The sequence below is a fragment of the Oligoflexus tunisiensis genome, assembly GCF_001748245.1.
In the GTDB taxonomy this organism is placed as follows: Bacteria; Bdellovibrionota_B; Oligoflexia; order Oligoflexales; family Oligoflexaceae; genus Oligoflexus; species Oligoflexus tunisiensis.
The window spans coordinates 3,919,801-3,942,070 of the sequence record NZ_BDFO01000001.1; the positions used below are offsets into that span (position 1 = coordinate 3,919,801).

18 protein-coding genes are annotated in these 22,270 nt (G+C 55.3%); 7 read left to right on the top strand and 11 right to left on the bottom strand.

The window, feature by feature from the left end:
* Nucleotides 1-9: 9 nt before the first annotated feature.
* Nucleotides 10-1,170: a S8 family peptidase gene (locus OLTU_RS16365; RefSeq protein ID WP_141733838.1), complete on the top strand. Its 1,161-nt coding sequence runs from the start codon at nucleotides 10-12 to the stop codon at nucleotides 1,168-1,170.
* Between the two features lie 186 nt (nucleotides 1,171-1,356).
* On the opposite strand, the gene OLTU_RS16370 is transcribed toward OLTU_RS16365, so the two are convergent.
* The 6 genes from OLTU_RS16370 to OLTU_RS16395 all read right to left on the bottom strand — a co-directional run bounded on the left by OLTU_RS16370 (nucleotide 1,357) and on the right by OLTU_RS16395 (nucleotide 6,228).
* A complete protein-coding gene (locus OLTU_RS16370) occupies nucleotides 1,357-2,310 on the bottom strand; it encodes a leucine-rich repeat domain-containing protein (RefSeq protein ID WP_141733839.1) in 954 nt (317 codons plus the stop codon).
* Nucleotides 2,311-2,414: 104 nt separating this feature from the next.
* A complete protein-coding gene (locus tag OLTU_RS16375; RefSeq protein WP_176736684.1) occupies nucleotides 2,415-2,795 on the bottom strand; it encodes a response regulator transcription factor in 381 nt (126 codons plus the stop codon).
* A 69-nt stretch (nucleotides 2,796-2,864) separates the two neighbouring features.
* Entirely contained in the window at nucleotides 2,865-3,242 is a 378-nt protein-coding gene (locus OLTU_RS16380) for a hypothetical protein (protein ID WP_141733841.1), read from the bottom strand.
* A 116-nt stretch (nucleotides 3,243-3,358) separates the two neighbouring features.
* Nucleotides 3,359-4,771: an adenylate/guanylate cyclase domain-containing protein gene (locus OLTU_RS16385; RefSeq protein WP_141733842.1), complete on the bottom strand. Its 1,413-nt coding sequence runs from the start codon at nucleotides 4,769-4,771 to the stop codon at nucleotides 3,359-3,361.
* A 1-nt stretch (nucleotide 4,772) separates the two neighbouring features.
* Nucleotides 4,773-5,648: an LbetaH domain-containing protein gene (locus tag OLTU_RS16390; RefSeq protein WP_176736685.1), complete on the bottom strand. Its 876-nt coding sequence runs from the start codon at nucleotides 5,646-5,648 to the stop codon at nucleotides 4,773-4,775.
* 13 nt (nucleotides 5,649-5,661) lie between these two features.
* Nucleotides 5,662-6,228, bottom strand: coding sequence for a hypothetical protein (locus tag OLTU_RS16395; protein ID WP_141733844.1), 567 nt, complete (start codon nucleotides 6,226-6,228; stop codon nucleotides 5,662-5,664).
* A gap of 198 nt (nucleotides 6,229-6,426) precedes the next feature.
* Here OLTU_RS16395 and OLTU_RS16400 point away from each other — a divergent pair, with 198 nt between their 5' ends.
* The 3 genes from OLTU_RS16400 (at nucleotide 6,427) to OLTU_RS16410 (ending at nucleotide 10,012) form a co-directional block, all read left to right on the top strand.
* On the top strand, nucleotides 6,427-7,281 hold the full coding sequence (locus OLTU_RS16400; protein WP_141733845.1) for a class I SAM-dependent methyltransferase: 855 nt from the start codon (nucleotides 6,427-6,429) through the stop codon (nucleotides 7,279-7,281).
* A gap of 65 nt (nucleotides 7,282-7,346) precedes the next feature.
* Nucleotides 7,347-8,165, top strand: a complete 819-nt coding sequence (locus tag OLTU_RS16405; RefSeq protein WP_141733846.1) for a polysaccharide deacetylase family protein — start codon at nucleotides 7,347-7,349, stop codon at nucleotides 8,163-8,165.
* 68 nt (nucleotides 8,166-8,233) lie between these two features.
* Entirely contained in the window at nucleotides 8,234-10,012 is a 1,779-nt protein-coding gene (locus tag OLTU_RS16410) for an ABC transporter ATP-binding protein (protein ID WP_141733847.1), read from the top strand.
* A gap of 49 nt (nucleotides 10,013-10,061) precedes the next feature.
* Here OLTU_RS16410 and OLTU_RS16415 read toward each other — a convergent pair whose 3' ends face one another.
* The 4 genes from OLTU_RS16415 to OLTU_RS16425 form a co-directional block, all read right to left on the bottom strand.
* Nucleotides 10,062-12,641, bottom strand: a complete 2,580-nt coding sequence (locus OLTU_RS16415; protein WP_141733848.1) for a hypothetical protein — start codon at nucleotides 12,639-12,641, stop codon at nucleotides 10,062-10,064.
* A 227-nt stretch (nucleotides 12,642-12,868) separates the two neighbouring features.
* On the bottom strand, nucleotides 12,869-13,063 hold the full coding sequence (locus OLTU_RS32350) for a hypothetical protein (protein WP_218110077.1): 195 nt from the start codon (nucleotides 13,061-13,063) through the stop codon (nucleotides 12,869-12,871).
* Nucleotides 13,064-13,202: 139 nt separating this feature from the next.
* Nucleotides 13,203-15,368: a gluzincin family metallopeptidase gene (locus OLTU_RS16420; RefSeq protein ID WP_141733849.1), complete on the bottom strand. Its 2,166-nt coding sequence runs from the start codon at nucleotides 15,366-15,368 to the stop codon at nucleotides 13,203-13,205.
* Between the two features lie 54 nt (nucleotides 15,369-15,422).
* Nucleotides 15,423-15,911 carry a hypothetical protein gene (locus OLTU_RS16425; RefSeq protein ID WP_141733850.1) on the bottom strand — a complete coding sequence of 163 codons (489 nt, stop codon included), beginning with the start codon at nucleotides 15,909-15,911 and terminating at the stop codon, nucleotides 15,423-15,425.
* 224 nt (nucleotides 15,912-16,135) lie between these two features.
* Here OLTU_RS16425 and pruA point away from each other — a divergent pair, with 224 nt between their 5' ends.
* Nucleotides 16,136-17,767 carry an L-glutamate gamma-semialdehyde dehydrogenase gene (gene pruA, locus OLTU_RS16430; RefSeq protein WP_141733851.1) on the top strand — a complete coding sequence of 544 codons (1,632 nt, stop codon included), beginning with the start codon at nucleotides 16,136-16,138 and terminating at the stop codon, nucleotides 17,765-17,767.
* A gap of 115 nt (nucleotides 17,768-17,882) precedes the next feature.
* Entirely contained in the window at nucleotides 17,883-18,464 is a 582-nt protein-coding gene (locus OLTU_RS16435; RefSeq protein ID WP_141733852.1) for a peroxiredoxin, read from the top strand.
* A 219-nt stretch (nucleotides 18,465-18,683) separates the two neighbouring features.
* Here OLTU_RS16435 and OLTU_RS32355 read toward each other — a convergent pair whose 3' ends face one another.
* On the bottom strand, nucleotides 18,684-18,848 hold the full coding sequence (locus OLTU_RS32355; RefSeq protein WP_218110078.1) for a hypothetical protein: 165 nt from the start codon (nucleotides 18,846-18,848) through the stop codon (nucleotides 18,684-18,686).
* Between OLTU_RS32355 and OLTU_RS16440 the strand changes: the two genes are divergently transcribed.
* Nucleotides 18,842-22,270: a thrombospondin type 3 repeat-containing protein gene (locus OLTU_RS16440; RefSeq protein WP_218110079.1), complete on the top strand. Its 3,429-nt coding sequence runs from the start codon at nucleotides 18,842-18,844 to the stop codon at nucleotides 22,268-22,270. The genes OLTU_RS32355 and OLTU_RS16440 overlap by 7 nt on opposite strands.

The window sequence follows — 22,270 nt, forward strand, 5'->3', positions numbered from 1 at the left end:
GGTCTGGGCATGAAGTCTTTCGTGTGTGTCGGTGCTTTTGTTTTGAGTGGGAGTGTTTTCGCTGCCACCCTAATCGATAAAGACAGTCCCAATCGAATACCAAATCAGTACATCATCAAACTTAAAAGCGATAGCGATCGCCATGAATTTACCGCCAAACAATTCGTCCGGCAGGAAGCGCAGCGTTTAAGTCAAACGTATGGCGTGTCGGTGATGCGGCAGTATTCCAAAGTTATGGAAGGTTTTGCCATCAAGGCGAATGATGAGCAGCTGGCAGCGCTCATGCAGGATCCTGCGATCGAACGCATTGAAGCCAACAAAACCATGCGGACGCACGCTGTGCAGGCCTCGGCCACCTGGGGTATCGATCGCGTCGATTCCCGCGAAGGAACGGATGGCGTTTATACTTACAGTGCGACCGGTAAAGGCATTCACGCTTATGTCATCGACACGGGCATTCGCGCCACCCACACAGAATTCACAGGTCGCGTTGGGGAAGGTTTTTCCGCCCTCGATGATGGGCGCGGAGCTGAAGATTGCCATGGACACGGTACACATGTATCCGCGACGGTCGCAGGCACCGCGTATGGTGTCGCGAAGGATGTGACCATTCACGGCGTGCGTGTGATGGATTGCACCGGCAACGGAGATGATGCCGGTGTGATCGCCGGGATTGAATGGGTGGCGGAGAATGCCATCAGGCCCGCTGTGGCCAACATGAGTCTGGGCGGTGATGTGTCGGTATCCGTGGATGATGCGGTGAAAGCGGCCGTGAATTCGGGCGTTGTGTTTGTGGCGGCAGCCGGCAATGAATTCCGTGATGCCTGCCTGGTTTCGCCCGCTCATGTTCCGGAAGCGATCACCGTGGGTGCCACCAACAAATCCAGCTGGCGTGCGCTTTATTCAAACTTTGGCCCATGCGTGGATATCTTTGCCCCGGGAACGAACATCACCAGCGCCTGGAATCGAAACGATACGGCCACCAGCACGATCAGTGGAACCTCGATGGCGGCACCACATGTCACCGGCGTGATCGCTCTTTATCTGGAGAAAAATCCCAGCGCGACTCCCGCGGAAGTCGATGCCCTGATGAAGGAGAATGCGACGCCGGATATTATCATTTGGCCAGGAGCGGGTTCGCCGAACCTGATGATCTACACCAATCCTTGAAATAGCAGGCCGGCTTTGCGGCGAGAGTCGTGAGCTGGCCTACAGGAGTCCCGGTGCTTCAGCTGCGGCAGGCGCAGGAGCGTCGACCCTTCAGCTGCGGCAGGCCCAGAAGCCTCGACACCTCAGCTGCGGCAGGTGCAGGAGCGTCGACCCTTCAGCTACGGCAGGTCCAGAAGCCTCGACACATCAACTGTTGCAGGCTTCATCCAGGGCAGCCGGCACGTCCGCGCCGCGCGGGCACTCGGTTTGTACCAATGGATTGCCATGAGCCGCCAGCCCTTCCAGATTCTTGAGCTGACGCAGAGGTTTGAGGCTGGTGATGCGATTGCCTTGCAGATAAAGTTCACGCAGCTGTTCAAGCCCACTGAGGGCTTCGATGGATTCGATCTGATTGTTGGCGAGCGAGAGATACCAAAGGGCTTTCAGATTCCGCAGGGGGCTGAGATCGGTGATGTCGTTTTCGGAGGCATCCAGCCATTCGAGTTTGCTGTGATCCTGTAGAGCCTTGATCGCCGTCAGCCGGGTGTGGCCGAGATCCAGTACCCGCAACTCGCGCAGATCGGCGAGCGCCGCGAGGGTCTGCAGGGCCGTGCTGCTGAGATAAAGTTCACGCAGACCTTTGACGTGACGCAGTGCCCCGATGTGTTCCAGTTTCGCATTGCCACCGAGATCGAGGACCCGCAGCTGATCCAGAGCACTGAGCGGCGTGAGATCCTGCAGTTTGTTATCGTTGAGCTGCAGCGTGTCGAGCTGATTCATGCGGGCCAGGGGTCCGAGGTCTTCGATCTGATTGTTGCCGAGGCGCAGCACGCGCAGCTGCGTCAGGCCAGCGAGAGCGGTGACGTCGCTGATTTCAAAACCCGTCAGGTCCAGCTGGTCGAGCTTTTGCAGCTGAATCCAGGCCTCATCGCAGTCCTCGACGGCGATTTCCTGTTTGAGTTGTTGCATGGTCTGCCGCATGGCGGCCGGCGCCGCCGGGTTTTTGCAGATATCCACAAAACTGATATAGGAACGCGCACTGAAACGCGGGGGCGCGGCGTCCGTGACTTCCGTGGCCACGCCCGGTACGGCCGGCTGAGTCGTGGTCTGACAGGCAAAAACCACGGTGACGAATCCCAGCAAGCTCCAAAACTGCCTCATGAGCGACGCCTCGTCCAGAATTGATAGAGTTTCATCATTATGACAAAATTCGATACATTCTGGCAAGCCGATCCAGGGCTGCCGCGCGGCAGTCGCTCCTGAACTCAGGCCATTTTGGGGAAATAGTTGGTCATCACAGCCGCGATTTCCAGGACTTTCTCCATCTGCACCGGTTTATGAATCTTGACAATCGAGTCCGTGGCAAAGGCCTCGCTGCTGTCGTTGACCTCGGCGCTCAGAAGGATGATCGGAGTTTTATGATTGGGCCCCTGCCCTGCCCGGATCCGCCGAATGACCTCGTGCCCCATCATGCCGGGAATATTCATATCCATGTTGATGAAGTCATAGGCGTTCGTTTCCAGCTCCTGATAGGCCCGATCCCCGTTGGCCACGATCGTGCAAATGGAATCATCAAAAAAAGCCACGAATTCTTCTGCCAGCATGGTGGCCAGGTCTTCATCATCTTCGCAGATCAGAATATTCACAGCCGGTCTCCTCATATGGTTTTCAGCTTGCCCCAGGTCGTCCCTGGGATGCCATGCGCAGACGGGCGTTCACTCAATCGTCGCTTCCAGGGACTCCATTGGTCCCGGCCCGCGTGTCGTTTCCTGAGCCACATGAAAAATATACCGGCCTTCGTCCAGATCCCGCACCTTGAGATTCGGTGTGGTGATCGACGCCTTGCCCAGAACAACATGAGGCGCGGCAACCGCAGCCCATTGCATATGATATTTCCGGGCGCCAGAGATGGCGTCCCAGCTCAGGGAAACCGTTTGCCCCTGAACCTTGGCCTGAAAATTGGTGGGTTTGATCGGAGGCCTCTCCACAAGGGATGCTTCTTCCGGGGCTGATTCCGACTTGGTGTCCAGCGTCGGGCCTTTGGCCGAGAAGCAGCCGGACATCGCGAGGCAGACGAAAAGCAGACGGGGCATGACAATCTCCGTTTCTTTTACAGATCGGGGGCGGAATCTTCGTACTATCATAAACAGCTGCCGGAAATTCAGTCAACTTGCGGAAAAGGCCGGTGCGCGAATTTCGCAAGAAGGACTCAACCCACCCGCGAAAACACCGGCATCGACCTGGCTCCCGTGACAAGGCCGGTGTACCAGACGGATTTCACCTGAGGAAAATCCGGAATAGGTTGCTGGAGCGTTCGCAGATGCTGCCAGGTCCTGGCCGTCGCATCCTGCTGCAAAACCGGGGGCAGCTCGCAGGTCACCACCACACTGAAAAATCCATGCTGCCACGCGCTGTTTTCTTCTCGCAGGACCTTGGTATATTGTTCGAGGCGCGAACTGAGCACCACCGTTTCACCGGAAATTTCAAATTCCCGCTTGTGCGCCTCATCCCCGTAGGTGGCCAGATGCACATCACCAAAGGCCATGCCGGCTCCCAGACCCAGCCCCTCCTGAGGCAGGCGCGGAAACTGCCGCAGCAGCGCGATAAACGACTTTTCAATCTCAAAGAAAGCGGTGAGCGCATGCATATACAATTCATTCTTACGGCGCGTCTCCGCCTGAGTCAGGGCATCCTTCAGATCGGGAATGTCACTGAGATCCGGCAGATCCATAACCCCAAAGGATATCAAATGCCCGTCGCCCATCGACTTATGCACATGCCCGCCCAGCGCATGCACCACCCGCCCGACGAGTCCATAGTAAAGCCGCAGGAATTCATTCAACTCTCCAGGCCCGAGGTCGCGCATCAGGCGGGAAAACCCGCGAATATCGAGGCTGAGAATCAGCCCCTGTGAATGCCGGTCCCGTAAAAGATCATAGCGATTTTCATAGAGGGCCGAGGCCACATACTGCCCAAGGAAAGGCGTCACCCGACGCTTTAAATCATGTTCCGCCTGGGCGAGACGCCGCTGGGTGCGATGAATTTTACGAGCGAGAAAAAATGTGACGGGCATCATGACGAGCATGTCGTTGAAAAAAAGCTGAAGGAGGACCGTGTTCCCGCTTTGCCAAAGAATGCCTATGACCGGCAGGGCAAAGCACACGAAAAATCCAGCCATCAACTGCAGCAGGAGGGGAATCGGCGGACTCAGGACGAGCAGCGTAATGACCATGATGAAGATGTTGGGCCCGTGCACAAAACCATAAAGACCGGAGTGACCATCGGCCATCAAAGGCCAGACATGGATCATGCAGGCCACCATGAAGATTCCGGGAAAGGCCAGCATGCCGAGTCGCGCGGTCAGGCGATCACTCAGGAGGCGGCGATGGCTGATCCAGGCCAGGAGAAAGTATGGCAGCGTGTTCAGCAGCAGGCGTGGCCAGACGTTCCCCCACAGCGTCAGCTCCGGTTTAAACGTCCGAATGAACTCGAAACTGGTCAAACCATAAAATCCAAAAGCCAAACCAAACACCAAAGCCAGCACAGCCTGGCGCCGGTTGACTTCCCGCACGAGGCGGGCGTCCGGATCAAGCTGATGAGCTGGATTGGGTGTCGATTCCAATTTACTTCACCACCGCAAGGGATGCTGCAAAGTCCTGCAGCACTCGTGTTTCTGAACTATAGTAACGATCCATATCGCCTTGATTCATGATCACCGCCCCTTCCGGAATGTTGGCGCCGGCCGGGACCTTGACCCCCTTGCCGATACGAACACGCAGACCAATATAGGATCGCGTGCCGATTTCACAACCTTCTTCCAGATTGCAGCCGTGATTGATGAGACAGTTGGGTTTAATGGAAACCTGCGGTCCGATCCAGCTTCGAAGGCCGATCGACGTTACCACCCCCACTTCCGCACCGGATTCAATACTGCAGCCCGGGGCCAGCACCGCAAGGTGCCCGACGAGTCCCTTGTCCTTGATCCGGATCGCATCGACCATGATGGTGTTATCGTTCAAACAGATATTGGTGCCGATGGTGGAGCGGTTCGCCAGGTAAGCGTCCTTGCCGATATCGAGAACCGGCAGATCCCGCAGCCAGGTATCGGGATAGACGACGAAGGAGGTCGAAGCCCCTTTGTAACCAAAGAGCTTCAGCATGTAACTCTTGAAACGCGGCACCGCGAGACAGATCGCATAGACCGGCTTGAAGTAAAAGACCTGCGTCCAGCAGATGCCATAAACCCGGCGCCAGCCATAGATCTTATGAAAGGCCTCACGCGGGAAACGGCCCGGAATAATCTTCGAATGAGCGAAGCGGCTCATCAATCCGGCGAGCGTGATATAACTCGGCACAAAGAGGAAGGGAAAGAGGACAAAGGCTCCAAGAATGAACCAGGCATTGGATTGAGTCAAAGCAAAGGACAGGGGCAGTGTGGCGATCACAAGGGAACCGGCCCAGATCACCGTCAGCATCAGAAGAGGTAAAAGGTTCGGCATATCGTGAAAACTCCTAAACCGCAATCGCTTGAGGCGGGGTGAGGGGAACTTCAAACTGGAAGATGGCATCACCGGCCTGCACCACGATATCCTCATCATGGACCTCGAGGGGATAACCGATCTGAACGAGCAGATGCTGGACGAGAACAGTCAGGATCAGGTGGCCCGGCTGCGGCAGATTCAAAGGCACGGGTTCGCGGCGCAAACGATCGGGATGAAAAAACTTCGTCTGATTGATGTTGGCCAAAAGCGTCTCACGCAGAAGATCGCGTTCACCGAGCTGCAGCCTGAGGCTGGGATACTGCTGAAGGAGAAATCGGGACGCATACCAAAGGCGCAAGGCCTTATGTTTATGACTTTCATCCAAGGCGCTTTCCAGCACCAGAACCCGATCCTGCGGATACAATTGCAACGTGAAAAGTTTTTCCACTTTTTCCAGCGTGGGCAGATCAGAACCATCGACCACCAGATACGGGCACGGCGGCAGTTCTGCCAGAACCGGCGTCTGTCCCACACCCCGTAGATCATTGGGAATCGATTCAGAACCCACGCGTTCCTGAATCGCACGTAATTTTTTCATAGATCCCTCCTTATGCGCTCAAATTCGGTGGACCTGATTCAAACTTAAGGAAAGTCCGCAACTCCTGGATACTATAGGTAAATAAGACTTAATTCATGCAGATTAGAGTCCCCTGACCAGGACATTTCGGACTTTTTCGCTGGGTCACAGCCCGCGTCTCTGGTAGGCTTTGAGTCCCATTACCGGAAAGGACAATTCATGAGAAAGACTCCGATTCTATTTGTTGGTAGCCTTCTTGCGGCCTGTACGACCACGAGCCCGACTCCTGAAGCCACGCCCAGCACGGAAACCAAACGCGAGGTGGTGCAGCAGGAACTGCCCAAAACCCTGGAAGAGGCTGTCGCTTCGCCTTTTCGCACCCCGCAAAACATGCAACGCGATATCTATCGCCACCCGGTGGAAACGCTGAAATTCTTCGGCATCAAACCCAATATGACTGTCGTTGAAATTTGGCCCGGCGCGGGCTGGTACGCACAAATTCTTGCCCCCTATTTGAGCAACCAGGGAACTTATGTAGCCGCCATCGTGCCTCCGGAGAAAAATGAGTATTTCAAGAAAGCCTATGACACCCTTTCCGGATGGGCGGCTCAGCATCCGAATGTGAAGATGAATTACGTTTCCTTCACGCCACCCGATATCACCAATTTTGCGAAACCCGAATCGGCTGATCTGGTCCTGACCTTCCGCAACGTCCACAACTGGACCAGCAATGACTCAGCGGATGAGGCCTTCAAAGCCTTTTACACCGCGCTGAAGCCAGGCGGCATCCTCGGTGTGGTCGAACATCGGGCCAATGAAAAAACCAAAATGGATCCCAAGGACAAGAGCGGCTATGTGAAGGAAAGCGAGGTCATCCGTCTGGCAACCAAGGCCGGTTTCAAACTCGATGCGAAATCGGAGATCAATGCCAACCCCAAGGACACCAAGAATTACCCGCAAGGCGTCTGGACGCTGCCTCCGACTTTGGCACTTAAGGATCAGGATCGAGCAAAGTACCTCGCCATCGGCGAAAGTGATCGCATGACCCTGCGCTTTATCAAGCCGAAAAAATAAATTTACGCCGAGCGGGCGTGCGTTAGGATGAACTCCATGTTCCTCATCAGGAAAGGAGTTCACGCATGCCCACTTTCCATTCATGGCAGCCTGCCTTGTTTGCGATCAGTTTCGGGGTCCTCGCCGCCTGCGGGGATGCTTCCAGTGATTTGAATGATCAGGAGCCGCGGATCGACCCTTTGATGCTGGATTTCGCTGCACGACCGTCCTACCTTCCCGATCATTTCATCGCTCTGACCTTTGATGATGTTCCCGATTGGAATCACACCGCCCGCGTGCTGGATGTTTTAAACGAGAAGAATGTCACCGCCACCTTTTTTATCAACACTTCGAACTGGTCAAACGTGCCCACGGAAGCGCCCATGCAGGAGCTCATCCGTCGCATGGCCCGCGAAGGGCATGAGCTTGGCAATCATACGGCGCGGCATCCGCATCTCGGAGCCTTGAGCGCCGCGGACATTGAACATGAAATCGCCACGGTGGAACGTCTCACCGCGCAGATCCTGGGTCCCGCGGCCCCGCCTCTGAACCTGGTGCGCGCACCTTATGGCGAACCCTATCGCGATCATGTGCCGGGCTTCCCCACGCCGGAGTTTGAAAAGGTGGCGTCCGTGGTGGCCCGCCATGGCGTTCATATCGGCTGGGCCATTGATGCCTTCGACTACACCTGTCCCGATGCGGCCTGTGTCACGAACAACGTTATGCAGCGGGTCGACGCGGGGGCCTATGGAATCGTCCTCATGCACGGTGTCTATGCGGCGACCGTTGACGCGCTGCCATCCTTGATTGATACCTTACGGGACCGTGGTTTCGTCCTCGGCACCGTCGAGGATGCCGTGGAAGCCCGCTACGGCGCGTCGTCGCGTGAACTGGTGGGACGCTGAGAGGGATTGGCGAGGCCGGGGCTCTGTGTTAAAGGTTAGGTCCTGCAAAACCAGCTACAGGAGTTGTCATGCCTGGCCCGGATCGCCTTAGCCCTCTGCAGAGACTTTGGGATTATGCCACCCCATTGCGCCGAAAGGCAGTGGTGGCCGCTGTTTTTTCGATTCTGAACAAGATCTTTGATGTGCTGCCTGAGGTTCTGATCGGTGTAGCCATCGACATCGTGGTCGCGCGCGAAGAAAGTTTCCTCGCGCGTCTCGGCCTGACAAGTCCGGGGCAGCAGCTTGCGGTGCTGGCCTTCATTACCTTTCTGATCTGGCTCCTGGAATCCATCACGGAATATGGAGCGCTGGTGCGCTGGCGGAATCTGGCCCAGCAGCTGCAGCATGCCCTGCGGATGGATGGGGTGCGGCACATTCAAAAGCTCAGTTTATCCTGGTACGAGAAACAAAATTCCGGGCGCCTGCTGTCCATTCTCAATGATGATGTGAACCAGGTGGAGCGTTTTCTGAACGAGGGCACGCATAAGTTCATTCAGCTCTTTGTTTCGAGTCTTCTGGTGAGTGCTGTCTTCTTCTATCTCTCGCCGCTCGTGGCGGTGTTTGCCCTCCTGCCGATTCCCCTGATCCTCTATGGAGGCTTTCGCTTCCGTGGCCGGCTCGCAGGACGCTACGCGGCGGTGCGTGAGGCGGCCTCGATGCTGGGAGCACGCCTGTCGGGAATTATCACGGGCGTGGTGACCATTCGCGCAGCGGTGGCCGAGGATGAGCAGGTGCAGCTCGTCCATGAGTCTTCGCAAAATTACATAGAAACCAATCGGCAGGCGATCGCCCTGAGTTCGGCCTTTGTTCCGATCATTCGCATGTCGGTGCTTGCCGGCTTTCTCTTCACGCTGGTGCTCGGCGGCTGGCAGACGCTGCAGGGAGAACTGTCCCCGGCGGCTTATACAGTTCTCGTGTTCCTGACCCAGAGACTTCTGTGGCCCTTCACGGCCTTTGGGGAACTCCTGGATCTTTTTGAACGCTCGATGGCTTCCGCGAAGCGCACCCTGGATTTGATCACCGCACCGGTCGGCATCATCGATCCTCCCCAGACCCAGGCCTTGGGTCGCAGTCGTGGAGCCCTTCGTTTTCAGGCTGTGGACTTCGCCTATGCGGATGCCCCTCCCCTCTTGAAAAATTTCAATCTGGATATTCAACCCGGGGAATTTATCGGCCTCGTGGGACCGACCGGCGCGGGAAAGAGCACGATCATCAAACTGCTGCTTCGCTTCTATGATCCGACCCGCGGCCAGGTTTTAATTGATGACATTCCTTTGACCCAGCTTTCCCAAAAGGAACTGCGGCGGAACATTGGCTATGTGGGGCAGGATGTGTTTCTGCTCGATACCAGCATTCGCCAGAATCTGAAAATGGGCAAACCCGAACTCCCTGATGAACGCCTCTGGGAAGCGCTGGATATCGCAGCCGCCCGGGATTTCGTTGCGCAGATGCCGGAGGGTCTGGACACTTCGATCGGCGAACGCGGCCAACGTTTGTCCGGTGGACAAAGGCAGCGACTTACCATTGCGCGCGGGATACTCGGCGATCCGCCGATTCTGATTTTCGATGAAGCCACCTCCGCGGTCGATAATGAAACCGAGGAAGTGATTCAAAGATCCCTTCAAAAGCTGGCCCATCAAAGAACCCTGATCGTGATCGCTCATCGCCTTTCGACCATTCGGCATGCGGATCGGATTCTGGTGCTGGCGGATGGGCAGGTCATGGAGTCGGGTAAGCACGAGGAATTATTGCAAACGAATGGGCTTTATGCCCGTCTTTGGAAGATTCAGACTGGAACCAATACCTAGCGGAAAAAAACCGCGCAAGCTCGACGAGATGGGTTGGGGCTCTTGGACCTTACTCAGGATCGCCATAAAATGGACGTTGTCGTAATTGTTCGTCAAACCAGTTGGGTTCAACGGTAAAAACATCCTTATGGATCACGTTGTCATCATCACGGTCGAGGTGCACGCCATGGAACTCATCAAGGAAAAAGTACTGCGACGGCGATAGAAAGAAGCGTTCACCGTCCGCGTCGACAACGGATCCTTCTTTGCTTTCAAAATTCACGGTCGAGGATTCGATAGGCATTAGACTGCCGTCAAATGGTATCCATTCAAAATAAGCGAACGCATTGTCATTGCTATTCCATCTTTTCAGCACAAGACTTTTAGCGCCTCCTACCACATCATACCCGTCTGGCAAAATCAGTGGCGGCAGATTTTTCTGGCTACTGATGTCAATACGTTCCACCAAACCTCGGTTATCATAATAAAGAACGTGATCTTTCACGAAGATCGCATCCAGATGCAATGGGTTCACAGGCATGGTCTTTTTGAGCATAAAGTTTGTGTCATAAATGTCGATCACGTATTGCAACCCATCGTCCTCGCGCTTGAAGACCGGCAAAGGATAATTCGGAACGCGGATGATTTCACCCGGAAAGGTTTGGTTGAGAAGTTCCCAGCCATGGGCAGTTTTCCGGAGCACTGCGGAATGATCCCCACCCTCGATAATTACAGCATGGAACTGGGTCATCTCATAGGCTGCATATGGCTGCGTCGATGTACTGCCAGCTTTGTGCAACTCACCCGTCTTCAGCATCCAAAGATACAAGGAACCATCCTTGCCCATTAGCAGAACAGTGTCGTTGTCAAGTTCCAGCAAATCGTAAATATCCACTGGGCTTTCGATCTGTCGTTCATCATCATCCTTGTCCGACTGCCAAATCGTAATTCTGGATTCCTGATTGAAGGAAACGCTTGTCCTTCGCTCGGCATTGTAGCGACAAATTCCTCGACCACACATTTTCTTATGTGGCCAAAGGCTTTGATTGGCACTGTTCAAAGCGTGGGTTTCAAGCCAGCCGCCAAGCGTAGCTACCGTCACGAGACGACCATCGGCCGCAGGCATAATGTCTGATATCACTGATTCCGCCGAAACCTGCCGCAAATAGGGATCCGACCACGGAAATTCCATCGTCAAGCTATCGCCAGACCCCGAGTAGTGTATGGCGCGCAGATCGAACTCCAGGAGGAAACGACCTGCTGCAACATAGACCAAATATGGAATGGTCGGGTGAAAACTCAGAATCGCCGCCAAGCTATTTTCGGTCGCATCGGCACTGATGGATTGGCCCAGAGGTTTCATGTTTGGATAACGCATGTCATAAATCTTGAGTTCATGCTGCAGACCATTGCGAACGATCGTCACACGATAGGGATAGTCCTGATCTTGCGACTCGACCGTTTTAAGGTTTCCAACGCCGGCAGGTCTGGAGCCAGGTCCATTGGGCATTTTTTCTCGCGAAACCAAGGTCAGTTGGGATACGGTAGCGAAGTTGCCGAGCAGTTTCCAATAGACCTCATTAATCTCAGCCTTAAGAGTCAGTTTCTTAGCCAGGTTCACCAGCTTTTGATAAGTTTTGAAAGCTCTATACTGTTGTGTAGTGGTCGCAGTTAAACGCTGGAATTCCTTGCTAAGCAGTTTTATTTGTTCAATCGTGTCCCGGTGGAATACCGCAATCACTTGCTGCCTGATGTTGCTGGTGTTGCCGGCCTGATCTTTTGCAAAATATTGAAGATCCCATACGCTGTCTTCTGGTACAACATAGGATGACGCTGGCAGGAATTCTGATTCCTGACAGCCTGCAGTTGCGTTGTCTTCATTTTCACGCTTTCTGGCGCATACATAGAGCTGGGCAGGTGAGGCATCATCCAACGGAAATTCCAGCACTTGGCCCGGTCTCACTTCGACCACCCCTTCCCTGGAAGCTGCCAACTGAGGCGGGCTCCTGTCGACAGTCAGCTCACACGTAATTCCAGGTTCCAGGGAATCAGGCTCAAACGCATCGAAATTCTCTAAGGACAGCCGATATTTTCCTTCGTCAAGCAGTAGCGGCAAAGCCAGCGTCTCTTCACTCAGAATAGCAACCTTCCTACTTATTATCTGGTTCTCTTTATTGAAGAGAGTGACCCTCGCCGACGGCAGGTGCGCCCGTAACGAATCTGCACTCAAAGTCCTGAGAACAACCTGGCTCTGAATTGCTCCGTTATCCGGACACTTGAGGCGCCGCGTTTTCTGGACCAAGTGATCACTGCTGGAAAGAGAATGGAAAGATAACCCCCGAATGAGATTTTCCGTGAGAATGCTCAGACCCTGGTCGTGATTTTCTTTCTCTCTGATATAGAGGGTGCCATCCATTTCAGGGGGCACGAGCAGACAGTTTTTGGCGGTCGGCTGGATTTTACTTTGAACGCCATCATGGGCCATGAAAACAGCATCCAGATCGCTGTCACCTTCAATCTTGATAAGTCGATCATGGGCTTCGCTTTTAACGCCGCAGGTCACCTGAGAGTCGTCTACGACATTGTCGAGTCTTTGACAACCTAGACCCAAGAAAAGCAGACTAAGGATCGAAAAATATTGAATCATCATATATAGCTCTCTTTGACATGCCCGGAATGGGTATAGGACAGCAGCCCTCATTTGTCAATCCGGCCGAATATCCAGGCAAGCATAGACCTCAATATGCCGCAATTATTGAATTTGAGTCACCGTAGTGAAAGTAATTAGGGTTCATCCAACCATTGATAGTGCTAAAGTACCGCCAACTAATGGCAGTGGAAGCTCAACACCTGCCATACCTTGAACCTTCTGGCCACTCAGGTTGTACAGGCGGAACAGAGTAAGTTTGCAGTGGAAAAGCGGACCTTCTGAAAGCGGAAAATTTCGAGGATCAAACCGGCCAACAGAACGCGAACAAACCCATCGGCATGACCGACTTTTCCGAGAGGATGGATGTCATCGATAAGACCGGGCAGGCCAACGCCGCGGCTTCCAAACAGGTGGCTTGGCATCACCTCGCATGTGAAGGCGGAAAATGAAAGAATTCAGGAATTGACCGGGACCATGAACCAGCTAATGGCCGCCTGACAAAAAACAAAAAGGCTGGTGCTTCACAACACCAGCCCCACCCTTGATTCTGTCATTCCAGTCTTATTTGAGAGTTTGCGACAAATCTGAACTCTGATCACGCTTGCCGAAGGTCAGAGTCTTCAAGCCGACTGCAGCGCCCTTGGAATCGCGGGAAATCAGGGTATACATCTCCCCTTCCTTCACCTTCACGGTTCCGGCTGCTTGATAGAATTTCTTCGTTTCGCTGGCGGTCAGGCCTGTGATTGAAGTAGAGGTGAACTCGACCGTATTCGCATCGGCCGGGCAGCTAGTCACCTTGCCAGGACAGAAGACGATCGAAGCAGCGCCGAAGGACGAGGCGAGCAGATTGAGTGTCCCGTCACCGTTATCCACATCCACGCGAACCTTCAAACCCTGATCCTGGTCCACACACGAGGGACCTTCCAGGGTGGCCGCACCGATCAGACGATGCTTGCCGAAGGCCTTGTTGATCGCGCAATAGTGAGGCGATGGCGTCGCTGGGTTGTTATCGTCATCATCAAGGCGCAACACAGAAGCATAGGAATCAATATAGCGATCCGTCACCAAAAGGTGCTTGAAGAAAAAGTTGGCCGTGCGCGTCGTTCCTTCTTCAGGTCCGTAGAGGGCGACCAGGTTTCTGCGCAGATCCCAGAATGTCCCGCCAATGATCTGCCCCTGGGAATGCACGGCGGCTTCCGTGGCGTTGGCAGGTGGATAAACCCGAATGGGTTCTTCGGGCGTCCCCGCGGGATCCACCGTACGCACCTTGCTGTCGGGATTATTCAGCGTGAAACCACGTCCCACGACGGGATCACCCATCGCCAGCGTCGCCGTGATATCACCGATACCCTCCGAAAAAGCGCCATCCGTAATGGTGTTCTTGACAACACCGACATCAAAGTCGAGCGCATGCCCCCACTCGTGGTACATAACGTCCTTGATCAGGGCCGTGTTCGGACACGTTACGCCCCCTACCGCCCCCTGGGCATAGAAGTTCAGCGAACCTGCCGAAAAAAATGCATTACAAAACGGAACTTCCCCCCCATCAATCATATTGACTTTGACCAGGATACCAGTCGCCAGAATGGGTGCCTGCTGCGGTGTAAGGAAACGCCCCACCCAGTCATTCACCTCCAGAAGCGCAGCATAAGCATTCAACGCCGCTGCATCGACATTCGGACTTGGTGCAACCTTGGTGACACCATTGGCGGCAAAGGTCACAGGGAAGGAATAGGGAGTCAAATTTTGCTGATTCCCGGTGAGACTCACCACGGGACCTTTGGCGCTTGTCAGGGTTACGGTGGCCTGAGTCGCGTTGGTGTCGAACGTACCGTTGGCGTCCGCAGTCAGAGTATCAACCTGGACTCCCGACATCGGGCCAACCACGACCTCTTTGGTGATATAACTGTTCTTAAAAGTCTCCATCGTCAGCTGCTGCTTCGCGTGATAGCGATTGCCTTCAGCAGCCAGGATGGTTTGCGTATCGTTATCGAGAATGATTTTGTAACTTTCATCCTGCGCATGGTCCGCCAGCTCAAATTCCGTTGCCTGGCGGAATTCATAGCGACCATCCGCGCCCAGCTGGGGATAGATAAGAGATTTCTGCCAGACAGGCTCCAGCGAAGGAATGCCTGTCGCATCCACAGCCGCCTGCGCGCTTACAGAGTCCGTCGCAGAACTGCCCAGAGCGATGGGACCATAGCTGTTGTTCTGGACCTCACGCAGACGATAACCGTCGGCTCCGCGCACAAAGATAAATTGCACGAAGGCACCGCGGACTTCACGGCCTTCAAATTGCCGTTGGAACGTCACGTAAATTTGATCCGGGAAGGGTTCGTAAAGCGTATTATTGAAATGGGCGAGCTCGCTCACATCCAGACCAAGCTCAGCCTTGTGGCTGGCGATATATTGGGTGCTCCAATCGACGAGCGAAGTCTCAGAAGGGATCAGACTCTGCTGAGTCGTATCGAAAAGCGCGGATTGCCAGATATCAGCCGCCGGATCCATGGCGAGGCTGAACACGCTGCTATCCTGCCCGGTAAGATTCAAGGATGAACCCGGACGGGGTATGGCCGGATGGTTGAAACCATAGCCGATCCGCACCTGGGCACTGAATTCCTCGCTGCCACGTTCGGCGTGACCCCACGTTGTCACGGACGAGCGCTGCTCAGCACAGGCAAAGGCCAAGAGAGAGATTACGATCGAAGCGTGGATATGATATTTCACCTTGTTCCCCTGCAGTGATTTCGTGTGCCCCACGATCCAAAATCAATCGGGTACCTAATTGGTCACCTCTGTAATATTCCACTCACAGCTGCCCTCGTTGACAGTCCCCGCCCAGGGAGCACGAAGGATCAAACAATCATCAATCACCACGCTGCCACCAGATTGCACACTGGTGTTGGCGCGTTTGGCCACAAATTTAATGGAATCATTCTGAAGGATTTCCACCTTCATGACGCCTGCGGTGCCGGCTGGGAGCTTAATCCCCTTGAGTTCGGACTGGGTCCCGGTTGGCGTAAAGGGCTGGGTTGCGGACTGGTCATTGTAGGTGACTTTGGCCGTCAAATTCCCACCTAAGACGGCCAATTTGGTATTGGCAATGACGACGGAAACATCGACCAAAGGCACATTGGAATTGATGGCCGAGCCAGGGCCGGTCGTGGTCTTGCCAAACCGGCCACCAGACGGCTTGTATTGAGTACAGGACGCTACAATCAAGGTGGACACCATGAAAATATGGTGCATCCGAAGAAACCCAATACGCATGCGTTGACCTCCCCCCACTGGAGTCAAATTCATGACAGACGCAAAATTCCGTAGATGCATTATCGGCAAAAACCTTCGAATCTTGAGATGGCTCTGAAGCGCCCTGAATTTCCCTGCCATTATGGGTGGATGGGACAGCCGGAGGTCTTGCCTTTTAACGCCCGTCGCCGCATATTGGGGGTTCTTTACCGCCTGTCCTGGAAGTCAGAAGAAAGGATACTTATATGGCGAATATTCGCAGTACAACCCCTCCTCCACGCAACGAACCGGTGCTGAGTTATGCACCAGGCACCGCGGAGCGCACGACGCTGATCAGCGAGCTGAAGCGACAGGCTGCGACCGAAGAGAAAATTCCTCTGGTCATCGGTACGAACAAGGTGATGAACACCAAGGCCGAACACGCTGTCGTGAGTCCGCACAAGCACGCGCACCGCCTGGCCACCTATAGCGCCGCCTCCGCCGATGAGGTGCAGGCCGCCATTCAATCGAATCTCGAAGCCCGCAAGGAATGGGCGGCTTTGAACTGGGAGGACCGCGCGGCGGTCTTTTTGAAAGCGGCGGAACTCCTTGCCGGCAAATATCGCCCCATCATCAACGCTGCCACCATGCTGGGTCAGAGCAAGACCTCGCACCAGGCCGAGATCGATGCGACCTGCGAACTGATCGACTTTTTCCGTTTCAACGTGCATTTCGCGGAACGCATCTACAGTGAGCAGCCGCAGTCCGCTCCCGGCATGTGGAACCGCAGCGAAGCCCGCGGCCTCGAAGGCTTCGTCTATGCCGTCTGTCCGTTTAACTTCACCTCGATCGCCGTGAATCTGCCCACCGCGCCCGCGCTGATGGGCTGCTCGGTTCTGTGGAAGCCGGCCCCAACCTCGCTGCTTTCCGCCTGGGTCGGCATGCAGGTGCTCGAAGAGGCTGGTCTGCCTCCCGGAGTCATCAACCTCGTCGTGGGCGATCCGGCCGTGATCAGTTCGGTGGCCCTGGCTCATCCGGACCTGGCCGGTATTCACTTCACAGGATCCACGGGTGTGTTCAACATGCTGTGGAAAACCGTGGGTCAGAATATCGATCGTTATAAGACCTATCCGCGTCTCGTCGGCGAAACCGGTGGCAAGGATTTCATCTTTGCCCATCCGAGTGCCGGCGTTGAGGAACTCGTGACCGGACTCATCCGCGGCGCTTTTGAATTTCAGGGACAGAAATGCTCCGCTGCCTCCCGTGCCTATATTCCGAAGAGCCTCTGGCCTGCGGTCAAGGAAGGGCTGGTGCAGACCGCGGAACAAATCAAGGTGGGTGACCCGACTGACTTCAGCAACTTCATGGGCGCTGTGATCGATCAAAAGGCCTTTAACAAAATCAAAGGCTATATCGATGATGCCAAACAATCGAAGGATGCCCGCATCATCTTTGGTGGCGACTGTGATGCCAGCGTTGGTTACTTCATCCAGCCGACCATCATCGAAGCCCTGGATCCGCACTACCGCAGCATGAAGGAGGAGATCTTCGGACCGGTCCTGACTGTTTATGTGTATGATGATGCGAAGATTGATGAGGCGTTGACGCTCTGTGACACGAGTTCCCCGTATGCCCTGACCGGGGCGATCTTTGCGAAGGATCGCCGCGTGATTGCGCAGTTGACCCGTGCTCTTGAACACAGCGCCGGCAACTTCTATATCAACGATAAACCCACCGGCGCCGTGGTGGGCCAGCAGCCCTTCGGCGGCGGTCGTGCGTCGGGAACCAACGATAAGGCCGGCAGCATCTGGAACCTCCTGCGCTGGTGCTCGCATCGCACCATCAAGGAGACCTTTCACCCGATCACCGACTTCCGTTATCCCTATATGCAGAGCTGAGGGAGCGTCCGGCTTTGCGAACCCAGCCGACGCTGTCCTTGACAGTCGTCGGGTTCTATGTTTCGATGGCGACAAGTTTCTGTTGGTTCAATTGCATTTGCCTAAGGAGTGAAAAATGGCCGTACTCGTCAACAAACCGGCTCCCGATTTCACCGCACCAGCTGTTGTGAATAAAGAGTTCCAGGACATCAGTCTGTCCAGCTTTCGCGGCAAGAAAAATGTCGTTCTTTTCTTTTACCCACTGGACTTCACCTTTGTGTGTCCAACGGAGCTCCATGCATTCCAAGAGAAATTGAACGAGTTTAAATCCAAGAATACGGAAGTCCTGGCCTGCTCGGTGGATAGTAAATTCTCTCACCTGGCCTGGTTGAATACCCCGCATGAAGACGGCGGTATCGAAGGCGTGACCTACCCTGTGATCTCGGACATTCATAAGACCATCACCCGCGACTACGACGTTCTTCATGAAGACGGCGTGGCTCTGCGCGCCACCTTCCTGATCGACAAGAAGGGCATCGTGCGTCAGCAGACCGTCAATGACCTTCCGCTCGGCCGGAACATTGATGAAATGCTGCGCCTCGTCGATGCGCTCGCGTTCCACGAAAAGCATGGTGACGTTTGCCCAGCCAACTGGACTGAAGGCAAGAAGACCATGCGTGCTGACCAGCAAGGCCTGAAGGAATACTTCGGCAGCTGATCGATCCTGAACGGTCATCCGGAAGGGCGGTTCCTTGGGGAACCGCCCTTTGTTCTTCCCCCGCACACGCAACTTCAATTTATCTCACCCTTCCATTTCGTCTGAAAACCTTGTCCCGCAAGCCTTTTTGTGCTAACCGTCTTTTGCTAAACACCAAAAGGCAGAGGTAAACCATGTCAAATCCTGGAAGCGCAAGGTTACGAGTTTTGCTCGTCTTTCTTATAGGGCTCGGAGGCCTGCTGGGCTGCCATTCCAAATCCAGCTCATCACCGCCGCCGGCTGCACCTGTTCCTGATCAACCGATTCAGCCGCAGGATCCCGACCAGCCGCCTCCGCCCAGCGATATTCCAGACAACCCCGCCCCTTTGCCAGACGCTTTGACATGCCCCCAGCCCCTTGAAGTCACATCAGCCCCGACCACCTGCGTCCAGACCGAAGCCGGTTCCAGCGATTGGACCTATATCGAAGGCACCGTCCTGACCTTTGAGCAGCCCGTGATTGGGGGCGGTATACTTTATAACGGTCAGGGTGTCCTGACCTGTACCGGCTGCGGCTGTCGGGAGGAAGCGATCGCCCGTCAGGCCAAACGTCTCTCGTGCCCTGATGCCGTGATTTCCCCGGCGCTGATCAACGCGCATGATCACCTGGGCTGGGCCGCCGCCAAACCCGGCGACTGGGGTCAGGAGCGCTTTGAACACCGCAATGACTGGCGTGGCGGCAAGCGGGAGCATGACAAGATCCGGGTGCCCAAATCCGGTGATGATGTGGCCAACGCCCTGGGCGAAATCCGTCAGTTGATGATCGGCACGGCATCGATCGCCGGTTCCTCCGCAGTGGCCGGATTTCTGCGCAATCTGGATGACAGCCGCTATCTGGAAGGTCTGATCACCGAGCCGGTGTACTACAACACCTTTCCTTTGGAAAACAGCAGTGACTATGATTTCCGCGTCGGTGACTGTGCGTATGCAAGGCAGAAATATATTCCGGATATGGCCTATGGTTTGAATCTGATGCATGTCGCCGAAGGAATCGATGATGCAGCACGCAATGAATTCCTTTGTCTCAGCAGCGCGGAACAAGGTGGCTTTGATGTCACTGCACCCAACAATTCCTATGTGCATGCGATCGGTCTTCTGACACCGGATGCGCAAAAAATGGCCGCGCGTGGCACCGCGGTGGTGTGGTCACCGCGTTCGAATGTTTCCCTTTATGGCAACACCGCGCCGGTGACTCTTTATCGGCAGCTTGGCATTAACATCGCCCTGGGTACCGACTGGACGCCCTCGGGATCGGCCCACCTCAATCGGGAAATTCAATGCGCTGCGCAATTGAATGCGAAATACTATGACTATGCCTTCTCCGATCGCGATCTCTGGCTGATGGTGACCGCTCAGGCCGCCTCGGCTTTGAAAGCGGAACAGCGTCTCGGTCGCCTGGTTCCCGGTTTGATAGCGGACGTGGCCATATATCGTTCCCAGGACGCGCGCAATCCGTATCAGGCGGTTTTCCAGGCTGAGGCTCGCGACACCGCGCTGGTGATTCGCGGCGGCCAGGTGCTTTATGGAGATGCGGCTTTGCTGGATAGCATGCAAGCGAGCTGCCAGGAGATCGATGTCTGCGGCACGCCCAAAAAGCTTTGTTATGAAAATCAATCCGCCGCTCTGAAAGCTGCCGGCATTGCCGACTTTGCGGCCTTCCAGGAGGCGGTGAAGAACGACTATCCACTCTTTTTCTGTGAAAAGCCCGCCGAGGAGCCGGTTTGCGAACCTGTGCGCGCCGGATCCTATGAAGGCCCGAAGGAAGAGGATGGCGATGGGGATGGTGTTCTGAATCCTGCGGACAACTGCCCCAAGGTCTTCAATCCAATTCGCCCGGTGGATCATGGTCTTCAGGCGGACTTTGATCAGGATGGCCACGGCGACAGCTGTGACGTCTGTCCCGCCGGTGATGGCGAGGCTCTGTGTGCGCAGGCACGTGCCGAGGATCGGGATCATGATGAGGTTCCGGATTATCGCGACAACTGTCCTTTGTTAAAAAACGCCGACCAGCTGGATTTTGATCAGGATGGTCGGGGCGATCTCTGTGATCCTTGCGCGAGTCTCAGCAACCCCGACCTTCAGTCCTGCCCGGTGCAGGCGATCCAGCAGCTGAAATTTCCGGTGAGTGGTCTCGAGGGTATTAAACTGAAGGCCAAGGTTCATCTGAGTGGCCTTGTCACCGCCGTGGCTTCCACCGGCTTTTATCTGCAGGATGGTGAGTCCACGAAGCCGTCCGGCATTTTCGTGTATCAACCCAAAGGTCAAAAGCCACAGTTGGGTCAAACCATTCGCATAACAGCCACCTATGATGTCTATAGGGATCAGTATCAGCTGCAGGACCTGACGGCCATGGAAACGATTGCGGAAGGACAAACCCTGCCCCTCCATTCCTTGACAGCGGCTCATTGGAATGATCCGGCTGCCCTTGAATCCCTGGAAGGTGTGCTCGTGCGCACGGCCGTCTCCGGCCTTGTCTCGTGGCCGAGCGATGCGAATGATAGCGCCGCCTTCTATATTGATCAGACGATCGCAGTGGGCCAATATCTCGCGACTTATCCCAAACCTTTGCGCGGCTCCACGGTGTTCGTCAGTGGAATCCTCCGTAAGTTCTCCGGTCGTTTTTATCTGGAACCGCGCGGCCCCGAGGATATCGAGATGAAGGACCCGGGGCAGCCTGTCCTCCTGGGCTTCAGCCAGAAGCATGCCTTCAGTGAAGAGGGTTATGAAGGACTCGTGACACCGGCCCTGCACTTGACCATCGATCGTCCGGCACCCGAGGATTTGGAAATCACGCTCACCAGCCAGGCTCCGGAAAAACTGCGAGTCCCGGCCCGTGTGATCCTGCCGCAAGGCGCCAGCACCGTGACTGTGCCCGCCTTTCAAGGTCTTCTTGCGAACCCCGACGCTGTTCCGGTGATCGCCCGTCTGCGGGATATTGAAGTGCAGACCACGGTTACAGTTCTGAAGAATCCGAAGCCCCAGTTTCTTGCCTTGGAAAAGGATCAGCTGCGGGCCGGTGTCGGCGCCACCAGCGTCATCACCTTGCGCACGGATCTGCCGGCTTCGTTCCTTGGGACCGGGGAAGCGATTGAGCTCACCTTCGACGCCGGCATGATCGAGGTTCTCACCGAGCCACGGCTCGCCGCCGGGCAGCAGGAGATCAGCCTGAGTTTGCGCGGTCTCGCACCGGGCAGCACCACGGTCAGGGCCCGCCTTCCAGGATCGGAAGTCAGCTGGACGATGATCCTGATCGCTCAGGATATCAGTCTGACCGAAGTCTTCTTCGACCCCAGCGGGGATGATGTTGGCTTGGAATGGATTGAGATCATGAACACCAGCGGGCGCGATCTCGATCTTGCCGAATATGCGATCGGCGCCGGTGGGCAAAACTATGCGAACCTTCGTTATCAATTGAAAGGCATTTTACCGGCGGGCGGCTGTGTGGTGATCGGCGGACCGAAAAGCACCGCCCAGAACTTCAGCCCGAATTTCTTCCAGGCGGAAAGCTTCCCAGGCGGCCTGCAGAACGGTGGAACAGCCGCCGATGCGATCGGTCTCTTTGCGATGAAGGCCACGGCGATCACAGGCGACGTCTTGCCGATCGATGCGGTGATCTACGGCGGACCGGAGAACAGGGCCGGCTTCAAAGGCCCTGACGGGACCGTGAGCGCCGTGCATCTGCCGCTCGTGACGAGTGGTCAATCCATGGAAAAAGTGGATGGCGTTTGGAAATTACAGAGCAGGCCCACACCGGGGACCTGCCTGTAA

Excerpts from the sequence above, each read along its gene's own strand:
- OLTU_RS16365 (WP_141733838.1), top strand. The coding sequence starts at position 10 with ATGAAGTCTTTCGTGTGTGTCGGTGCTTTTGTTTTGAGTGGGAGTGTT.
- OLTU_RS16370 (WP_141733839.1), bottom strand. The coding sequence starts at position 2,310 with ATGAGGCAGTTTTGGAGCTTGCTGGGATTCGTCACCGTGGTTTTTGCC.
- OLTU_RS16380 (WP_141733841.1), bottom strand. The coding sequence starts at position 3,242 with ATGCCCCGTCTGCTTTTCGTCTGCCTCGCGATGTCCGGCTGCTTCTCG.
- OLTU_RS16390 (WP_176736685.1), bottom strand. The coding sequence starts at position 5,648 with ATGCCGAACCTTTTACCTCTTCTGATGCTGACGGTGATCTGGGCCGGT.
- OLTU_RS16395 (WP_141733844.1), bottom strand. The coding sequence starts at position 6,228 with ATGAAAAAATTACGTGCGATTCAGGAACGCGTGGGTTCTGAATCGATT.
- OLTU_RS16400 (WP_141733845.1), top strand. The coding sequence starts at position 6,427 with ATGAGAAAGACTCCGATTCTATTTGTTGGTAGCCTTCTTGCGGCCTGT.
- OLTU_RS16405 (WP_141733846.1), top strand. The coding sequence starts at position 7,347 with ATGCCCACTTTCCATTCATGGCAGCCTGCCTTGTTTGCGATCAGTTTC.
- OLTU_RS16410 (WP_141733847.1), top strand. The coding sequence starts at position 8,234 with ATGCCTGGCCCGGATCGCCTTAGCCCTCTGCAGAGACTTTGGGATTAT.
- OLTU_RS16415 (WP_141733848.1), bottom strand. The coding sequence starts at position 12,641 with ATGATGATTCAATATTTTTCGATCCTTAGTCTGCTTTTCTTGGGTCTA.
- OLTU_RS32350 (WP_218110077.1), bottom strand. The coding sequence starts at position 13,063 with ATGCCAAGCCACCTGTTTGGAAGCCGCGGCGTTGGCCTGCCCGGTCTT.
- OLTU_RS16425 (WP_141733850.1), bottom strand. The coding sequence starts at position 15,911 with ATGCGTATTGGGTTTCTTCGGATGCACCATATTTTCATGGTGTCCACC.
- pruA (WP_141733851.1), top strand. The coding sequence starts at position 16,136 with ATGGCGAATATTCGCAGTACAACCCCTCCTCCACGCAACGAACCGGTG.
- OLTU_RS16435 (WP_141733852.1), top strand. The coding sequence starts at position 17,883 with ATGGCCGTACTCGTCAACAAACCGGCTCCCGATTTCACCGCACCAGCT.
- OLTU_RS32355 (WP_218110078.1), bottom strand. The coding sequence starts at position 18,848 with ATGTCAAAGCGTCTGGCAAAGGGGCGGGGTTGTCTGGAATATCGCTGG.